This is a genomic window from Marinobacter flavimaris, from assembly GCF_045057155.1.
Classification (GTDB): domain Bacteria; phylum Pseudomonadota; class Gammaproteobacteria; order Pseudomonadales; family Oleiphilaceae; genus Marinobacter; species Marinobacter manganoxydans.
In genome coordinates, this window is the sequence record NZ_CP171359.1 from 1,577,391 (window position 1) to 1,595,532 (window position 18,142).

Below are 18,142 nucleotides of genomic sequence, written 5' to 3' on the forward strand. Positions count from 1 at the left end.
CTGCAGAGCCAGATGCGGTGGTGTTTCAGTGAAGACCTCGATGTATCCGTAGCGTCGGATCGAGAGTCTGCCCTGACGTGCCTACGACGAGAAGAGCCGGAGGTGGTAACACTTGATCTAGGCCTCCCTCCGGATCCAGGTGGAGCCACTGAAGGATTCCGTCTCCTTGAAGACATTCTTCAGCTGGCGCCCATGACAAAGGTTATCGTAGTCACCGGCCGTGAAGACAAAGAAAACGCAGTGAAAGCGGTCGGCATGGGCGCTTCGGATTTTTACCAGAAACCGCTGGACGCCGATATACTCACCTTTGTAGTTAACCGGGCCTTCCGGCTTGCCGAGCTTGAGAAAGAGAACAGAGAGCTCGGGATGCAAGGTAATGGCGCCAATATCAAGGGTATTGTTGCCTCCAGCCCCCAAATGCTGTCGATCTGCCGCACGCTGGAAAAAGTTGCACCTACCGACGTGACTACCTTAATCACAGGTGAAACGGGCACCGGCAAAGAACTGCTTGCACGTGCTCTTCACGATCTTAGCCACCGCCGTGAAAAACCCTTCGCCGCCATTAACTGCGCGGCCATTCCTGAAAACCTGCTTGAAAGTGAGCTTTTCGGGTTCGAGAAAGGGTCTTTCACAGGGGCAACTCAATCCAAAAAAGGAAAAATTGAAAGCGCTAACGGCGGCACACTCTTCCTGGACGAAATTGGCGACATGCCCATGGCGCTGCAAGCGAAGCTTCTACGATTTCTCCAGGAACGGGTCGTTGATCGCGTTGGCTCGGTCAACCCTGTACCAGTGGACGTCCGCGTTGTATGCGCGACCCATCGTGATGTCAGGCAGTTGATTGATGGCGGTGAATTCCGGGAAGACCTTTACTATCGAATCAGCGAAATCACGCTGGATGTACCCGCCGTGAGGGACCGCGAAGGTGATGCCCTCGTTATTGCCCAATCGTTGCTCAAATCGCTTGGCAAACAGATGGACCGACCGAATCTGTCCTTCAGCGAAGATGCCGTTAACGCCATCAGCAATTACTCGTGGCCCGGCAACGTCCGAGAAATGATCAATAAGGTCAAGCGAGCCACAATTATGGCCGAGGGTAAACGGGTAACGGCTGAAGATCTGGAACTGTCAACCGGTGAAACATGCCCGGAAAAACAGCTCAACCTGCGGCAAGTGCGGGAAGATGCAGAACGGGCTGCAATTTTACAGGCGCTCCAGTCCTGCGCATTCAATATGGCGCGGGCTTCTCGCCTGCTTGGCGTTACCCGGCCAACTCTATATAACCTCACAGACAAGTACCGGATAAAAACGTCCCCTTGATCATAACGTGCCTGAATGACAGGCAAGGAATCCAAGACAAGACCCAAAAGGGAAAAGGAACAGGGCCATGAAACTAGTGTCAGCAGTACGTGCCACCCTTCTTTCAGTTGCCACTTTGCTGGCGGTCGTTGGCTGCGGCGAGAGTGCCCCTGAAATGACCCCGGAAGAGATCAAGTACATCAGTCACCTCGACCAATCGCGCTTTTTCCAACGCCAGGGTGAACTCAAAGCCAGCACCCTGGAAGCCCGCAGCGCCATTGAAATGCAGCCGGAACGTGTCGAACCCTACCTGGTCATCATCAACAACCTGCTGACTGCGGGGGATGCCCGTAATGCAGAACGACAGCTCGACGGCCTGATGGAAAGTGTCGACCCCGCCAACATGGGCCAGAAAACCCGGAACGAAGCGGTTCTTATCCGGGCCGAAGCCAACCTGATGCAACAGGAATACGAAGACGCACTGCAGGCCCTGAAAGCCATTAAGGATGCCGACCGCAACCAGCAGTCCGAAGCCGCGCTGCTAAAAGGCCACATCCTTCTCGCCTCGGGCGAAACAGACGCAGCCCGTCAGTCTTACCAGTCGGCCAGGGACATGAATACCGGTTCTGTGGAACCACTGATCGGCCTGTCCAGAGTCGCCATCAGCGAAGGCAAGGAAGAAGAAAGCGCCGAATTTGTCCGCCAGGCCACCGAGATTGACCCCGAGCATGTTGAACTCTGGCTATGGAAAGCCCGCCTGGCCCATTCCGATGGCCGCTGGACCGAAGCCGAACAGGCCTACATCAACGCCCTCGAAACCATCGGCCAGTACGACATCATGACGTACCGGAAATTTGAAACCATGTCCGCGCTGATCGACGTACTACGCCAGCAGGGCAAGGCGTCGGAAGCCTTCGTGTATGAGGAAATCCTTGCTAAATCCGCCCCTGGTACCATCCGCAGCAACCTGATTGCCGCCCAGGAAGCCTTCAACGAAGGCGACCTGAGCGCAGCCGCCAGATACCTGGAAGAAACCCTTGCCCAGGCTCCCAACCATGAACAGTCGGCACTGATGCTCGGCATCATCCGCTTCCGCCAGGGCAGACCCGAAGAAGCCGAAGCCTTGCTGGAGCCCATCGCCGCCCTGAACGAATCCGAAGAAGCCCAAAAACTGCTGGCTGCAACCCGACTGCAATTGCGCAACCCCGATGGCGCAAAAGAAGTACTTGCTCGCATCGAAGATCAGGACTCGGATCCCCAGACCCTCGCACTGGTCGGATATGCCTCACTGGCCAGCGGCGATAAGCAAAGCGGCGAACAGATGATCGAACGGGCCATTGAGCTTTCCCCCGGCAATAACAGTGTTCGCCTCAGATATGCAGGGTATCTGATCCAGGAGGGCAAAACCGGCAAAGCCCTGGAACAGGCCAAAGCGGCCATTAAAAACGACCCGGACCTGGCCCCCGCCCGCATGATGGCCATCCAGGCCCACGCATCGGCCAACGACTTGGCGGCCGCGCGCCAGGTGGCGGAACAGTGGGTAAAAGAGCAGCCAGACAACATCACTGCCATGGTATCCCTGGGCAACATTGCGGCAAGGTCCGGAAACCCGGGCACCGCCCGTAGTGCCTTTGAAAAAGCCGCAAAAGCGGAGCCTGAAAACCCGGCACCCCTGATCGCGCTGGGTAACCTAGCGCTGTCCCAGGAAAACCGTGCACAAGCGGCATCGCATTTCACCAAAGCAATCAGACTTCAGCCAAACAGCCTGCAGGCACTGCGTGGCCTGACAGCAGTCATGGACCGGGATGAACTCACCGCCCTGATGCAGGACATCCACAAGGAACAGCCTGAGGCCATCGCTCCAAGACTAGTCATGCTGGAGTCCGCACTGATCGCCGGAAACGAACAGGAAGCCGGCGAAATTACCGCCGGCCTGCTCGAACGGGAAGACGAAAATACCCCTGCCCCGACTGCCGGCCTGGTCGCCACCGTCTACCATGGTATCGCCACCCAGCTTACCCAGCGGAACCGAACCGAAGAGGCCATGCAAATTCTCCGTCGCGGCCGGGTCCTGTTTCCAGACAATGAACAGATAGGCCTTCAAGCCGCAGCACTGGAATTTGCAGCAGGCAACAGCAAAATCGCCAGAGACATCCTGCGGGACGTCAAACAGCGCCATCCCGAATCCGCCGCGCCCTTCATCGTGGAAGCGCGACACTTCGAACAGGAGGAAGAACATGCCCAGGCGGCGGATCTGTACCAGCTGGCACTGGACAAACGCAGGACACCGGAACTTGAAATGTCCTACGCCCGGGCACTGAGCCGTGATGGACAACAGTCAAAAGCCTTGGAAAGCCTGACAGCGGCCCAGAAGCGCTTCCCCGACTCCGAGCCACTGCTGACCAATCTGGCCATTCTGCAACAGGAGCGCGGCAACATCGACGAAGCGTCAGAATCCTATGCCCGGCTTATTGAAATTGCACCCAATAACGTCATCGCACTTAACAACTTGGCCTGGATGTACCACGAGAAAAACGATGAGAGGGCTATCGACCTGGCCAGCAGAGCCTATGAACTAAGCCCGGATAACGCGGCCGTTGCGGACACCTACGGCTGGATTCTGTTCAATAATGGGCAACAGGAAGAAAGCATCCCCGTGCTTGAAAAAGCACACAGTCTGGCGCCGGATTCGGAAGAAATCGCAAGGCATCTGGCGGAGGCGTACAAGACTAACAACCAGCCCGATAAGGCACGGAAAATACTGGAAAAGTTATGAGTGGTGTCACGTTACTTTACAGCCTTTGGCGGGGACCGAAAGCCGTTCCGTTTCATCGCTGGGCCTGTATTTGCGGGCCTCTGCATCCGAAAAATCCGGCTAGAGGATGCCCCACAGGGCTTGTAGACGCATCCGCCCCGCCCCGACGGACCTTAAACGTCACCATCTTTTACACTTTTTTCTGACTCCGCCTAAATATCTATTGTTTTCAGCGACTTATGAATTGGCCCGAAGATTGCTTTTATTAACCATAGCACTGCAGTCTAAGCAGTGAAGACAAACGCTGCATCACCAGATGCAACACGAAAGATAGTCAAGGAGAATGACGATGAATGTTCGCAAGAAACTGCTCTGCAGCGCTGTCGCGACGGTTGCCATTGGCGGGTTTTCCGTTTCTGCTGCTAATGCTGCTCTGATTCAGGAAGTGGCTGGTTCTGCCGAGGTTAATAACTATGTAATTCCTACCAACAACGACTATGCTCCGCTGGTTGGAACGGTAGGTACCTTGGGCGGCTCGCTGGAGGCTGTTGGAACCGATCCGATCAAGCTGACCTTCGAGTATCTGTTTAAAGAGGCAGGCTACATTAATACTTTCAACTTTGGCGGCACGGAAGTGTTCAATACCTCGTCTTCAGGAGCCGGCGATACCTACAGCACTATCTGGAATGGCGGAGCCGGCCTGCTTGACTTCAAATTTACCGTAAACAGTGGGTCCGGTAACGTGACCAACGCAGGCAATGACGGTACGGCCAACGCCAACTTCTTCATGGCTTCAGCCGGAATGGATTCATTCTACCTGTTACTGGACGATAGCGGTGCAGGACCGGATGACAACCATGATGATCTGATTCTCAAGGTCACGGCCAGCAAGGTTCCGGAGCCAGGTACCCTGGCTCTGCTCGGCCTCGGCCTCGCCGGCCTGGCCCTGCGTTTCAAGGCAAAGAAGTAATTGCCTGATAACGGAACACAGCCAATGTGTTAGAGTAAGACCCTGCCCCGGCGGGGTCTTCTTTTTTGGTGGTAGGCATAATTAACAGTGCGCGTTGAAATCTTTTACACTCGTTCGGGGCGGGGGCTCACTAAAGACGCCGACTTGCTCGTATCGGTCATTCAGCAACTTCACCACCAGGCCTCTGCCACGCCCCTGAAACCCGCATCTCCCCTGATATCGAAGCTTTCAGCGAAATGGCACCGTCTGAAAACGCGGGCATTTCCCAAGCCGGTCGTACAAGCTCTGGATGCCCTTCAAAGAAAACTCCGTCGGTGGCTCGGGTTCCACTTCATCAAGGCTGACCTGATTATCCACCTGGAAAACATACATCCGTCCTGTATCAGGCCAAACCGCACAAACCTGCTGATCCCAAACCAAGAGTGGTTTCAACTTAAAAGAATGCACTACCTGCAGGATATTGACCAGGTGCTCTGTAAAACCCACACCGCAGAGAAAAGCTTCGAAGGCCGCCACCCGGATGTCCGTTACCTGGGGTTTTCAACCCAGCAGGCGGAACACACGAATCTTTCCACGGACCGTGGCGTTGACATAAGCTTTCTTCATGTAGCCGGAACCAGCCCCCTCAAAGGCACAACACCAGTGCTCCAGTCCTGGCTCAGGCACCCGGAATGGCCAATCCTGACCCTCGTTGCCGATCAGGTTGAGCTACCCAATCCCATACCGGGGAATATCCGTCCTCTCAGTCGGGTCACCAATCAGGAGATGCAAGAACTCTGGCGAACAGCCACCTTTGCGGTCATGCCTTCAGAAGCAGAAGGTTTTGGACAAATCCTGATCGAAGCCATGGTCAATGGTGCCGTCGCCATTACAACCGATGCACCGCCCATGAACGAGTTGATCAGACCAGAGCGGGGATATCTTGTGCCCTATTCCAGCGAGAAACGTTGCCGGCTGGGCAAGCGCTACCTGGTCTCTGACCGTGCACTTGAAGACACCATCGAGCGGATTTTAACAGTCGGGCAGGATGAGTGGAATACCAAAACTGCCAACGCTGCGCGATGGGTAGCAACCAACCACGAGCAGTTTGTTCAAAGGGTTCGGCAGCTTCTGGAGGAAATTCAACAGCGCCAACAGGAATCACTCGACAAATAAACTGTCCACCTGCTCAACCACCACCGGCATCAGGTCACCCACCATCGACTCCAGCGCAGCTTCACCATCGCAGTCATCGCAACTAACGCCAAACACGATCAGTGATGCATCCGTTCTCGGCCCAAGAAGATTGACAATCTGTAATAGCTTGGCCCTCAACTCATCAGTTTCCCATAAGGACCCAACATAATAGGTGTAGGCCAGGTGTATCTCAGCCTCGCTCGTTGAGCTGCGCAAGGTCATGCCCTGTAGGCTATCGCCCACCGGGGAAGGTACCCTGAAAAATTCCTTCGCAATCCATTGGTCTTTGCGGTAGACCCTGTTCACGTACTGAATCAGCTCCGCCCTATGCCGCTGATATTCGTAACCATAAACACCAACGAAGAGCTGTTCCTGTAGGCCGCCCTGTTCACCAATGGCGTGTTTGTCCGCCAGTGTCTGTTGATAGACAAAATCCGGATTGCGAATCTGCGGCCGCCAGCCATTCAGGCGCGCATCAAACAGTGGCGCGTAGCGATCACCACCCAGATCGATCCTCAGAGTATCAGGCTGGGCCCTTACCTCGCCGGATCCAGACGGAAGCAAGAAGAGCACAAGCAGAGGAAAGGCGGCTGCGGCAACACCCGCATACCAGGGATTGCGAGCTACTGCCGCCCTGCCGCCTTTGAAAGGTAGAGCTGCTGCCTCTTCCGCCGCCTCTTGGCCGATTTCCATCCGGTAACCAATATAAAAAAGCGGCACCAGAGTCCCCGCAAAAACCCACCATCCAAAAGCCTCGTGGTCATCAATCAGGCTGGACTGCATGTTGGTCTCGTGCCCCATGTAGATGATCACAAAAACCCGTATCCAGTTGGCAAGCAGAGCGAAAAACACAGCCGTCAGAAAGAAAATCACCCGCGACTTAAGGCGCCGAAAATTCAGCTCGCCGTACAACAGCGCCAGAGACTGTCCCACCAGCAGGTATCTCAGCCCCGAACAACCGTTAGCTACCTCGAAAGCGCCTATCCCAAGAAGGTAAACATAAACCCCCTGCACCTCAAAATCGATATCAAACAGACCCAACAACAGGCGGTTGATCTCAACCGTGATTAACTGGAGCGACCAGGAAAGGTAATCCCAGAAAGGAATCGTGAATATCAGAACCCCAACAGGAACAATGAACAGCCTGACCTGACTCCAACCCAGAAAAATCGCCAGCAGACCCAGTAAAAGCGGAACGACAGTCAGTTGGCTTAGCGCCTCCAGACGCAATATGTCGCCAAGACCATAGGCAATCAACGCCAGCACAAAAGGCAACAGCCATAAGGGATAGAAACCCGCTAGAAGCGTGTTCCGCATGATAGTCCTGAAAATCAGCCATACCGATACCGCAAGCAACAAAAGCCCATGGGAATAGGACTCGTCAAACTTGAGCCAGCGGTTAAAAATATCAACAAGTGTGGGGAAGATGAGAAGAATCAGCGACGACAAAGCAACCAGAAAAGGCAGCAATGCCCTGACAGGCAGACGTGAGAGGTTTAAGCCGGGTGCCATGTTTCAACTTCCTTTTGTTACTGGGTGCGGCTTCGACGCGAGTGAAAATCCAAACCCAAGGAATGTAAATCCCTCTTTGGTATCAGTGTGAATTTTGCCCGGTAAAAGGTGTTTTTGCCATAGTCAGTCAAAAAGCATCAACACTAAAGCCCTATCTTTCGGTTGAATAATCTTGAAGCCGGCCCAGGTGCTATACCCTGTAACCAGTAAAGGAAACCGATAATCGGGTTCCTCACAAGCTGAAAAGTCGAGAACTCTACAGGTTCACCCTGGAAGTGCGATTTATAGAAGTGCTTTTTACCACCGCCAGCGAGAAGATCGTAAAAATCAACACTGTCCTCCTTAAAAGCCGACTCTACGGCAAACCCCAGATGTAGCAAGCCTAAGGCCACCTTGCTGTCAAAATCTTCGATGAAGCCAGCCTGAAGGTTCATTCGCCAACGCCCGACTACCACATCATAAAGAACCGACACACAGTCCCCATTAAAATTCAATGTCGTCAGTTCTGCCCTGCCGCCACCAAGGGGAAGCCGATCAATAAAAAGCTGATGGAACCGCAGGGCATCTTCGTCAAATACTGGTTTGCCCCAGCGCACGACATGAAAGTCGTTCAGGCGCTTAAGAAAATCGCCATGGTTCTCAGAATCGTGAGCACCAAAAGTCAGTTCGCCTAGCTCTCGCAGATAAGTCCTGCGGTTGTATGCCTTGAGGCGGGTATTTTTACCCAGGCCCGTCAGCCAGTCATCGAATGCCCCCTGCGTCTTTACCCGAACGCCTCTGTCATTCATTCTGTTTATAAAGCTTGGTTTATTAGCGGTAGGCCAAAGGGCGGGAGACAGTCGGGCAATATCCCGCCCGACTACGTCGCTGCAGATGAGCTCGTCCCACTCCAGTTTTGCAACTGCGCTCAGAATTGCATCATTGACCTCATCTTCACGACCCTCAGGCAGAACAAGCCCGCAATATTCCGTCCTCACCGTTGATGCCAGGCGCCATGCACTACCAATCAGGTACAGCCGATAGACACGAACCCCGGCAGAGGTCAGCATCGCCCGTCGATAAAAAGGGCCCAGTCCAATCAATGCACCCTCTTCGTCGTAGACAGCGATCAGCACAAGCTCAAGCCCAAGGACCTGCGACCACACTTCCCACCAGCTATACAACCAGGGCCAGCCAAGAAACACGGGATTGGCAGTGGAGTTTTCCACGCAAACATGCCATTCGTAGGCCATAGAACTGAAGTCAGCCTCGGACAAGCGCTTTAAATGCAGACTCATAAAGCGCCACGGTAACAAAAATCGGAACTGGCCTGGAGGAACTCGCCATCCGAGTCACCGGCCATAATGAACCATCTTGCGTCAGACGGCTCTTTCTCATACCGGAAAAAACCTGGCTTTCTCCGTAACCGGATAAATCCCGAAGCCTGAAGGCAGTCGCCAAACTGACTATCAGACGTAACCGCTGAAATCTGGGTCTGATGGCGGAAACACTTGACGGCATAGTTGATCAATTCCTGTTTTACCTGTCGGTTGTCGCCCGGCCCGACATAGTCCACAATCCTCAACTGCTCGCCATGGGTCCTTACCACAAGAATTCCTTCAAGCTCTCCTGCTCTTTCCGCACGAACAAAGGCATAGCGCGCTAGTGGATGTTTCTGATAACGCCAGTCAAGGTACCGATAATCCCTGACAACAACCCGCTCATAGCTCTCTGCGCATGCCCTCCAAAGGGAATCAACCGTATCCCTGGCAGGGAGCGAGGATCGCACCGAAAGGTGCAGGTCCTTTGGCACAGTCGCCAGCCAGCGTAAAGACAGTATGCCCCGCGCAACTCGGTTCGCCAATTGCAGCGCCATAAACGCCCAACTGCGCCAACCTCCAACCTTTCTAATCATCCGGTAGCTTTCCACAGAGATATCCTGCACCCAGCCAAGATGCTTGAGGACTTCACTGGCCCTGTCACTGATACCAAAGGCCATAATGACAGGAGCTTTCTTGTGCAGTTCGTGTTTGATTTCGCTCCCCAAACCTTTCCCGCGCCAGGCCGGGGCAAGAAAAAAATCGCAACTCCAAAGAACCGGCAGCTCCGCGCCTCTGTCGCTAGCCATTACAGGCATCACACCGTTGAAACCAACTACCTGGTCTTTGCGGTCAACCAGAACTACCGAATCGAAACGAAAGCCAAATGGATTGGACTGGAACTGCCAGTCCCACAGCTGCCTTTTATGAGTAACATCCGAGAAAAGCTGAAGCACACCTTCGCGATATCGGCTTTGCCAGGGAACACAGCGCGGCAGGTACTCGTTTGTATGGCCAGGGCTATGGTCTAAATGCTTCATTTTCGCGGCACCAATACCCGGAAGAGGGACCGCCAGACAACAGAACTCAAAGGCGTATTGGCAAAGGCCATAACAATAGCCCGTGCCGCTTTGCCTCTTACGCCAATGCTGGCGAAATACCGGGCAGAGCGACAGTAAAAACGGGAAAGCCCCCAACGCCTATCCTGCCGCGAAAGCCCGTCACCATAGTGCATCAGAAAGTTCCTGATGATCATCTCATTAGCCGCAAAACGCCTGCGTTTATCCGATGAAATCTGAGCTTCCATAACACGATAGGAAGCGACAATACCCGGTTCATAATGAAACCGGTACCGTGCGGAAAAGCGCAACCATAGATCATAATCATCGGCAACACCCACCGAGGTATCGAACCCGCCCATCTCATCAAAGCACCGGCGCTTGACCAGCGCCGTAGTAATGCTGACGCTATTATCGGCCAGTAGTTGCCGTGTAATACACCCCGAATAACGCCTCATGTTTTTGCGGCTGATCACCTTACCCTGTTCATTGATCAGCGCTTCATCACCGTGAACGATATCTGCGCCTGGGTGGGCATTGAATGACTTGAGCTGTTTTTCAAGCTTGTCCGGGCACCAGAGGTCATCTGAATCAAGAAACCCGATAAACTCTCCGCTGCTCTGTGCAAGCGCATAATTGCGGGCAAAGCTCTGCCCCTGGTTTTCCTGAAAAAAATACCTTACGCGCCTATCCTCAAGAAAAGGTTTAATCACTTTAAGGGTATGGTCCACCGAGCCATCATCCACCACAATCAGCTCAAAATCCTCGTAAGTCTGGGCCAACACACTTGAGATTGCCGCAGGCAGAAATTCAGCCCTGTTATAGGTGGGCGTAATTACGCTGACGACGGCCATTACCTTCTCAAGACCATTTTTGCCAGTGCGCGCCATGGACCCTGCCACCACGGGTCGTATTTCATTGCTTTGGCGATATCCGACAAAGCAGCACCGAATGCCTTAACCGAAATCTCATAACGGGCTTTTCTGGTGTAGAAGTGGCTCAGGCCCCTCCGACGCCGTTTTGCCGCGACAGCATCAGGATACTGCTCCAAAAATTTCAGCAACAACCGCTCATTGCCCTCAAAACGCTGTTGTTTGTCGGACGAAATCTGATTCTCCATCTCACGATAAAAACCCAGCAATTCCGGGATATAACGGAACTCAAATTTCGTGGAAAACCTGAGCCATAGTTCATAATCTTCTGCTATCCGGTCAGCCTCATTAAAGCCGCCCATCTCGTCAAAGCACTGCCTGCGGGTCATGGTCGTATTCATGCTGACGAAATTGTCATTCAGAAGACGATCTGTAATTTTCCCGGAATGGCGTCTCATATTGTTTCTGCCAATCTCGACGCTGTTTTCATCAATCAGTATGTTGTCACCGTAAACTACCTGGGCTTCAGGGAAGCGCTCAAACGCCAAAAGAGATCTTTCCAGCTTGTGGGGTACCCAGGCGTTATCCGAATCCAGAAAGCAGATAAAATCCCCCCTGGACTCCGCAATTCCCCTGTTCCTCGCTGCACTCTGGCCCTGATTTGACTGGTAAAAATATCGAATACGCGGATCTTTCTGGTAGGACTCCACCAGCGCCTGCGTATCATCCGTTGAGCCATCATCGACAATTATGAGCTCAAGATTCTCATAGGTCTGGCTCAAAACGCTTTCTATAGCCTCAGGTAAAAAATCCGACCGGTTATAGGTCGGCGTGACAATAGAAACCAAAGGATTTTTCTGCATTCAAATTATTTCCCTTAACTCAACCCTGAAATCATCATCTAAGGGGCACCATCATTGGATAAATAAGATTCTACATGCCTGACCATCGGCTTTTTGGGCCAGACCAGCATGTATGACTGGGGCACGTATCTCCCCTGCTCATGCAGCCTGGCCCGCGTGGCTGACCTGGCAACTGCGCTTCCAGTCAGATCCTGCCCGAGATGAAATCTCCGGGCACCGTAAGCCAATGGATAGTCCGCAAGGTAGGATAACCTCGGGCTTATTTTTTTCAGCTGCGGATCATAAAACCAGCTTGTGCCACAAAACCCTTTGTGATTCTCGTTTGCTTCCAGCAGCGCTACCACCAGACGATACATCCTCAGCCTGCCGGATTCATTAAAGCGCTCTAGCAGGCTTGAATGAACATGGTGTTGAAAAAAATAACGAGTACCGAAGGGCCAGGTAAGAAGAATATCCAGAAATTTTACCCTCTGTATAAAGGGCCCGAAAATCAGGGGCCGACGCCACAGTATCGTATGGGTATCAACAATTCCGGTGAATCCGGGCATGGCAGCGCCTCTCAATAGCGCAAAATCCTTATAAAAAGCGTCCGATAGCGGACGGTAGTGTCCAGCAGAAACTGAGAACAATTCAGTGCGGATGCGGATTTTCTCACGGGCAAACTCCTGCTTTACAATGTCAGGAACTTGGCAGACAGGTTTCCAGTTCGAGTCCCTTAAAAAAACCGCTAGCAGGCTACGCGCAACAAACTCACTGTGGAGCTCACCTTTTTCAGCGACCAGCTCAAGAAAAAATGGCTTAAGTTTGCCAACCTTACTATAACCGCAGCGTGAGTGAAGGCCAGTTGCAATATCAAAGGCGCGAGCAATCTCTGCCTCAACTTCATGTGATGGCGGATCAACCCCGAGCACCTCCTTAAGCAAATAAAACTCTTCGTCACTTATCGCCTTAAAGCCCAAACCCTTGCCCCCAAACGCTTAATGAAACTCAGAACCCCGGATATTTCAGCCATGCACTGAGAATCACTGATCGCCTGCTTGTCCAGATACTGCCTATTATTCTCAGCTTTCCGGGACAAGACAGGGCAAAACAGAGCATGCTAAATTGCTACAGCTAAGTAGAGATCGCATCCTTCATTGCTCACACTCTTTTTTCACGGAACCGCAGCGCTCATTTGACTTTTACAGGCCCAATCAGTTCGTTGATAATATCTCTCATGAGATTTTCCGGCTCAAGATACTCCCAAAAATACTTTGATACGTTATCTTCCAGCTTCTGACGTAATTCCCCATCCCCAAGCAACTGATCAACAATCTTAACGCACTGGCTCGGAGTATGGAATTCCAGATAGTGCGTACCGACATTAAAGCCACCTGGAACTTCACTTTGGAGAGGTTCTGATATTATCGCTTTCCCAAGAGCCACATACTCTCCGAACTTCCAACCTGTTGAACCAAGAAGACCGCTGGACGAAATGACAATTTCTGATTGACGAACCAGTTTCAGATAGTTATCCCGAGACGTAAACTTTTTATCTTTTATTATCAAGTCAGGCACCTGCTTTTCCGCATACTGGGTTCTCTGGATACCACCCAGAAAGCGATCCCCAAGCCGTGCCCCAAGATCCCTTATTATTTCTATTCTTGACTCATTAACTTTTCTTGCATCTTCCCTGTTTTCCTCAGAGAGGCCTTCAGGATCCCACAGTCTACAAATAAATAAAACGGAATACTTTTTATCTGAAACCTCGGGCCGTAGCTCTTTGTGGTCCGGCATTATTTTTTTTCTTTGACTAAAATTAAGATCTATAAGTTCCTTTACATTATGAAGATGGAAATTATTTTTTGATTTAAATGGATTAAAAGGTCTTGCCACAAATTCCATTAATAATCTATTAATTAAAAGCCACCTGTTTTTTCGAGCAACCTGATAGTTAAATCCAAAAGGGCGAATTTTAGAACGCTGATCGTCATTAAGATTTTCATGAAAGTTTTCGTTATAACTTCTCTTATAATATAAGTCACACTTATCCAGAGATTCAGGCAAACCAATATCACCTGCGTCCTGCATGTCAAATATAGCAACTCTACCACTCGGGCCAACCTGCGCTTTCAATGCCAGAAACTGGCGATTTGGCCGTCCCTGCGTATATCTGCTAACCGGTCGCAATTTCAAATTTATTTCGCCACTTCTCTCCAGTAGATCGAGGCCGGTAAAAATCTGGTGCAGATGGGTTCCATTGGAATCCGCGTATACTGTTACCTGGACCGGAGGAGAGTTCTTTGCCATGACGGGAGTCCTTCTCTGCAGCATTTAAGGCGTATTTACTGAGCTGTTCCTTGTTCAACCCCTAAGGATCGAATCCTTTTTCGCACTCTTCTTGCGATACTCAAAAAACCGGAAATCTCGGCCAGAAATTCACCATCAGTAATATCCTGCTTGTCGAGGTATCGGTTCAGGCACAGCTTATTCGATTGAGCTGAGACAAAGCCCAACTGACAGGTAGTAGCGGACTCTATATTCAACTCCTGCAGCCAGGGTAGATGGGTCGAATCCCACAAACCGCTCGGATAGCAGAAATGCGACAAAACCTTGCCTGTCAGAGGTTCCAGATATTGCCTGTTCTGCTCAATCTCACGATATACAGATACCTTTTCGGCTGGAAACCTGTGTCGATGGGTATGTAGCTGAATATCGACCCCTCTGTCTGCCAACTCTTTGATTGTCTCAGCATCCATTATTCTGAACATGCCGGATGACACCATGGCGTGATAGTCAAGCCCCAGTAATTCACACAGGCTCTTGAGAATATCCTGTCTTTGTCGATCCTCATTACACTCACGCCCGTAACTGACCACACTTCTCGCCAGAGCGTGGCGTTTTTCTACAGTGGATAGGTCAAGACTTTCGGAGTCAGGCATACCGATTGCCTGAAAGTCTCCATGAAGCTCCTGTTTATCAGTCTTCCAGAACAGATACTGAACCATCACATTAAAAATCGGCGCCTGTTTTTCAGAATAATAGGATGTGACGTAGATGGTTAAAGGAAAGTCAAAATCCGCGCAGGCTTTTACCAGCGTCTGAGGCGAGTTAAGGTAGCCATCGTCAGCCGTTATCACAACAGCTCTGGCTGGCAGACTGCCGTTGTAGAGCCTGTCTAAAGCCTCAGCCAAACCAAGCACGTTATAGCCTCTGGACCTGAGCAAGGATAACCGCCGCTTGAAGCGACTCTCGGTCATAAATACTCCGGGCCACCACTCATGCTCATCCTGAACAGAAATCCCGTGGTAGCAGAGGATCAGCAACTGATTTCTGAAAAAGTGCCGTGACAGCCGGAATACTCCGAGCCTGTCCAGCCATGTGAAGATCATCTCCCGCATTAATCAAGTCCCTTTATTTATCCCGAACTTCAAGATCTTACGCAACGCAAGAGGGTAAGCCCTTCGTTCCTTATAACCAATGAACAGGCCCGGAATTCCGTCTCAATCTCATTCATATAGCTCTGGTAGATTCCAGCTTCATCTTCACCTAAATGGCTTTCATAAATCCAGAGTGCCTCAAGATCTCTCAAACCTGTGAGCTCTTCAGGGTATATCTCAGGGCTGCTCGTGTAGTTATCCGGTGTCATTTGATAGGGGTAAATGGTCCAGTTACATGAGTCGGCCTCTCGTGATCGTGTTTCATAAAAACGGAAAACCGACTGGGCATTTGGAGTCATGAACAGAACACCCTCAGCGCCATTGCAGTCGTCAAACATGTTTCCAACCTGCGCTGACCATGAAAAGTCCGAACGATCAGAATATGAAACAGCCGAGGTGGTCATCAAACCCAGCAGTACTGTGAAAACCAACAAAGAGCGGGTGCGACCCAGACTGCCAATACCTAAAGCAACCAGAACCAGAAAGAAGGGCACAAATGGAATAAAAAAGCGCCAGGAAAAAGCCGGCTCCACTTGGGACATTACAAAGGCGAGTATTACTGGCAGGGCGGCAACAGCAATTAACGAGGCTTTAGCCAATGTTAACTCAGTACTCATGCGCCGGAAGTCACTGGCATAAAAACGAGTCCCGGCCAACAAACCCACCCCACACAAGACTGCAAAAAAGAGAAGTAATGAGCGTCGCACCCAGTCAGGGGCTGGAGGCGCGGCACCCGCATACATAAATGCCGTATCAAGCAGCGCGCGAAGATCTGGCGGCTCCTGCCAAGCGAGCTGACCGCTCTCCTTGAACACGACAAATAAAAGAATCGGTACAAACGATAGCGCGATCGCCGCATGTGAGAAAAACCAGTAACGAATTGAGAAAGCAGGCGTGCGAAGCAGTAACGCTATGATCCCCATGCCGAAAATGCCGAGGCTCACGAAAAAATGGGAGTGTACGGCAAATAGCCCGATTAGTGCATACGCAACCCACCAGCGCCCGCCGCCATCCGTTGCAGCGCGAAGCAGGCAATACCATAAACCGGCTAGGAACAGACCAGCGAAAGCATAACCGCGAACTTCCACGCCATATCGGATCAGAAAGAAATGCCCCAAAAAAAGGGCGAGAAAAACAATGCCTGTCCAAAGGCCAACAATACGCCTTATCGCAAGCACAAAAATCGCGCCTGTGCCGAGGTATGCTAGAAACGAGAAAAACCTGAGGCCAATCTCAGATGGGAATAGCCCAGCCCACAATTTTAACGAGATATAATAAAAAGACATATTGGCCTCAAACTCGCTGATAAGCTTGAAAAGGCCGTCCCAGGACTGCTCGACAAAAAAGGCCGTCAGCGCCTCGTCGAACCAGACTCCACGTTCAAGGCTGACAAGCCAGCCATTATAATAAGCAGATGCCAGCGCAAAGAGTACCAGCGCCCAACCGATGTATTGGTGCCGGGGCCCGGTATTAAGCTCATACATGAGAGCCTTCCTTTTCTGCGGTCAGAATCTCCATACTCTGAGCCTTTGGCGAACGCACCTGATACTCTTCATCAATCAGATAAAGAGGGCGCCCCTTGGTTTCATCAAACATCCGGCCCAGGTATTCACCCAGTATCCCCAGGAACAGAAGCTGAACACCGCCCAGAAAGAGAATAACGGTCATCAACGTTGGAAAACCCGCCACCGGGTCACCGTAAAGAAGCGTGCGGATTACAATGAAGAAGCCATAGATGAACGCGAAAACTGCGACCATCGCACCCAGATAGGTCGCTAATTTCAATGGCAGTGTGGTAAATGAGGTTATGCCGTCCAGGGCGAAGTTCCATAGCTTCCAGTAATTAAACTTGGTGTCACCCGCGAAGCGTGAATCCCTCGAGTAAGGCATGGCTTTCTGGCGATACCCAATCCAGGCAAACAGGCCTTTCATGAAGCGGTTATGTTCGGGCAGTTTGCGCAAAGCCAGCACGGCTCTTCTGCTCAGAAGCCTGAAATCCCCCGTATCCCTGGGGATCGTAACCCGTCCAAGCCCACCCATAAAACGATAGAAATAATGGGCAGTCACCCTCTTCATCAGGCTTTCGCCATGGCGCTCGGTTCGTTGCCCATAGATATTGTCGTAACCGCCCTCCCGCCATAACTTCACCATATCCGGAATCAGCTCCGGGGGGTCCTGTAAATCAGCGTCGATAATAATTACAGCATCCGCATCTACCGCATCGAGCGCCGCAGACATCGCCGCTTCCTTCCCAAAATTACGGGACAGGTTTATGTAGCCAACGCGGTCATCTTCCCCGGCCAGCCTTTTCAGAATCTCAAGTGACTGATCCGCACTACCGTCATTTACAAATACGATCCTGGTATCCAGATCTGCTAACCCGTCCAGAATCGCAGAGGTACGCTCATAAAAAACGTCTAGAACACTATCTTCATTGTAGACGGGCACTATTACGGCTAGCTGGTCAATTCCCCTCACATTTCGTTCCTTTTCGTTCTAGGCGTTAAAAGTCCAGATCTTATTAAGAATGAACGTACTTACAAAAACCATGCCAGTGGCCATGATCTGAGCTACAAAATAGTGAAGCTCACCATAAACCGTCAGCCAGGTCATAACCCCCAGGTTAACCACGAAGCCCAGCGCTGCAATGATCATGAATCGCCAAAGCGTTATCCAACGATTATTGGTTGTCGCCGGAAAGACCAGCAACCGGTTAAGTTCATGGTTGATAATGGCACCCAAAATAAAGCCAAGACTAGACGCAAGCACAGGCCTTACGTCAAAAAACTCCACAAGTGCCGCCAACAATGCGTAGTGCCCCAGCGTTCCTATGCCACCAACTGCCCCATAAAACAGAACCTGGCGTACGAGCACCTTATGTTGTTCAGTCATTCCCATGAATTCCTGACGCCCAAAAGTG

The 18,142-nt window shown here is 51.5% G+C and carries 15 protein-coding genes; 4 read left to right on the forward strand and 11 right to left on the reverse strand.

The window, feature by feature from the left end; translation table 11 throughout:
* The first annotated feature begins 12 nt into the window (after positions 1-12).
* From prsR to ACGK9W_RS07310, 4 genes are all read left to right on the forward strand, one after another.
* Complete coding sequence (gene prsR, locus ACGK9W_RS07295) at positions 13-1,320, forward strand: PEP-CTERM-box response regulator transcription factor (RefSeq protein WP_405420982.1); 1,308 nt, start codon at positions 13-15, stop codon at positions 1,318-1,320.
* A gap of 67 nt (positions 1,321-1,387) precedes the next feature.
* Entirely contained in the window at positions 1,388-4,075 is a 2,688-nt protein-coding gene (locus ACGK9W_RS07300; protein WP_405419989.1) for a tetratricopeptide repeat protein, read from the forward strand.
* 328 nt (positions 4,076-4,403) lie between these two features.
* A complete protein-coding gene (locus tag ACGK9W_RS07305; protein WP_405419992.1) occupies positions 4,404-5,024 on the forward strand; it encodes a PEP-CTERM sorting domain-containing protein in 621 nt (206 codons plus the stop codon).
* Positions 5,025-5,465: 441 nt separating this feature from the next.
* The gene (locus tag ACGK9W_RS07310) at positions 5,466-6,179 is read left to right on the forward strand and encodes a glycosyltransferase (protein WP_405419995.1); all 714 of its coding nucleotides are present in this window, start codon (positions 5,466-5,468) and stop codon (positions 6,177-6,179) included.
* Here ACGK9W_RS07310 and xrt read toward each other — a convergent pair.
* The 11 genes from xrt to ACGK9W_RS07365 form a co-directional block, all read right to left on the reverse strand.
* Complete coding sequence (xrt, locus tag ACGK9W_RS07315) at positions 6,165-7,712, reverse strand: exosortase (RefSeq protein ID WP_405419998.1); 1,548 nt, start codon at positions 7,710-7,712, stop codon at positions 6,165-6,167. The genes ACGK9W_RS07310 and xrt overlap by 15 nt on opposite strands.
* Before the next feature lie 143 nt (positions 7,713-7,855).
* Positions 7,856-8,989 (reverse strand): GNAT family N-acetyltransferase, encoded by a 1,134-nt coding sequence (locus ACGK9W_RS07320; RefSeq protein WP_405420001.1) that lies wholly within the window; start codon positions 8,987-8,989, stop codon positions 7,856-7,858.
* Positions 8,986-10,050: a hypothetical protein gene (locus ACGK9W_RS07325; protein ID WP_405420004.1), complete on the reverse strand. Its 1,065-nt coding sequence runs from the start codon at positions 10,048-10,050 to the stop codon at positions 8,986-8,988. Before ACGK9W_RS07325 ends, ACGK9W_RS07320 begins: the two co-directional genes overlap by 4 nt.
* The gene (locus ACGK9W_RS07330; protein ID WP_405420007.1) at positions 10,047-10,958 is read right to left on the reverse strand and encodes a glycosyltransferase; all 912 of its coding nucleotides are present in this window, start codon (positions 10,956-10,958) and stop codon (positions 10,047-10,049) included. The genes ACGK9W_RS07325 and ACGK9W_RS07330 overlap by 4 nt, the downstream gene beginning before the upstream one ends.
* A complete protein-coding gene (locus ACGK9W_RS07335) occupies positions 10,922-11,803 on the reverse strand; it encodes a glycosyltransferase family 2 protein (RefSeq protein ID WP_405420009.1) in 882 nt (293 codons plus the stop codon). The genes ACGK9W_RS07330 and ACGK9W_RS07335 overlap by 37 nt, the downstream gene beginning before the upstream one ends.
* Positions 11,804-11,841: 38 nt before the next feature.
* Positions 11,842-12,762 (reverse strand): hypothetical protein, encoded by a 921-nt coding sequence (locus ACGK9W_RS07340; protein ID WP_405420012.1) that lies wholly within the window; start codon positions 12,760-12,762, stop codon positions 11,842-11,844.
* Between the two features lie 211 nt (positions 12,763-12,973).
* Entirely contained in the window at positions 12,974-14,092 is a 1,119-nt protein-coding gene (locus ACGK9W_RS07345; protein ID WP_405420015.1) for a hypothetical protein, read from the reverse strand.
* A 35-nt stretch (positions 14,093-14,127) separates the two neighbouring features.
* Entirely contained in the window at positions 14,128-15,183 is a 1,056-nt protein-coding gene (locus ACGK9W_RS07350; RefSeq protein WP_405420018.1) for a polysaccharide deacetylase family protein, read from the reverse strand.
* A 29-nt stretch (positions 15,184-15,212) separates the two neighbouring features.
* Entirely contained in the window at positions 15,213-16,706 is a 1,494-nt protein-coding gene (locus tag ACGK9W_RS07355; RefSeq protein ID WP_405420021.1) for a hypothetical protein, read from the reverse strand.
* Positions 16,699-17,700, reverse strand: a complete 1,002-nt coding sequence (locus tag ACGK9W_RS07360) for a glycosyltransferase family 2 protein (RefSeq protein ID WP_405420024.1) — start codon at positions 17,698-17,700, stop codon at positions 16,699-16,701. The genes ACGK9W_RS07355 and ACGK9W_RS07360 overlap by 8 nt, the downstream gene beginning before the upstream one ends.
* An 18-nt stretch (positions 17,701-17,718) precedes the next feature.
* A complete protein-coding gene (locus tag ACGK9W_RS07365) occupies positions 17,719-18,114 on the reverse strand; it encodes a GtrA family protein (protein WP_405420027.1) in 396 nt (131 codons plus the stop codon).
* Between the last annotated feature and the right edge of the window lie 28 nt (positions 18,115-18,142).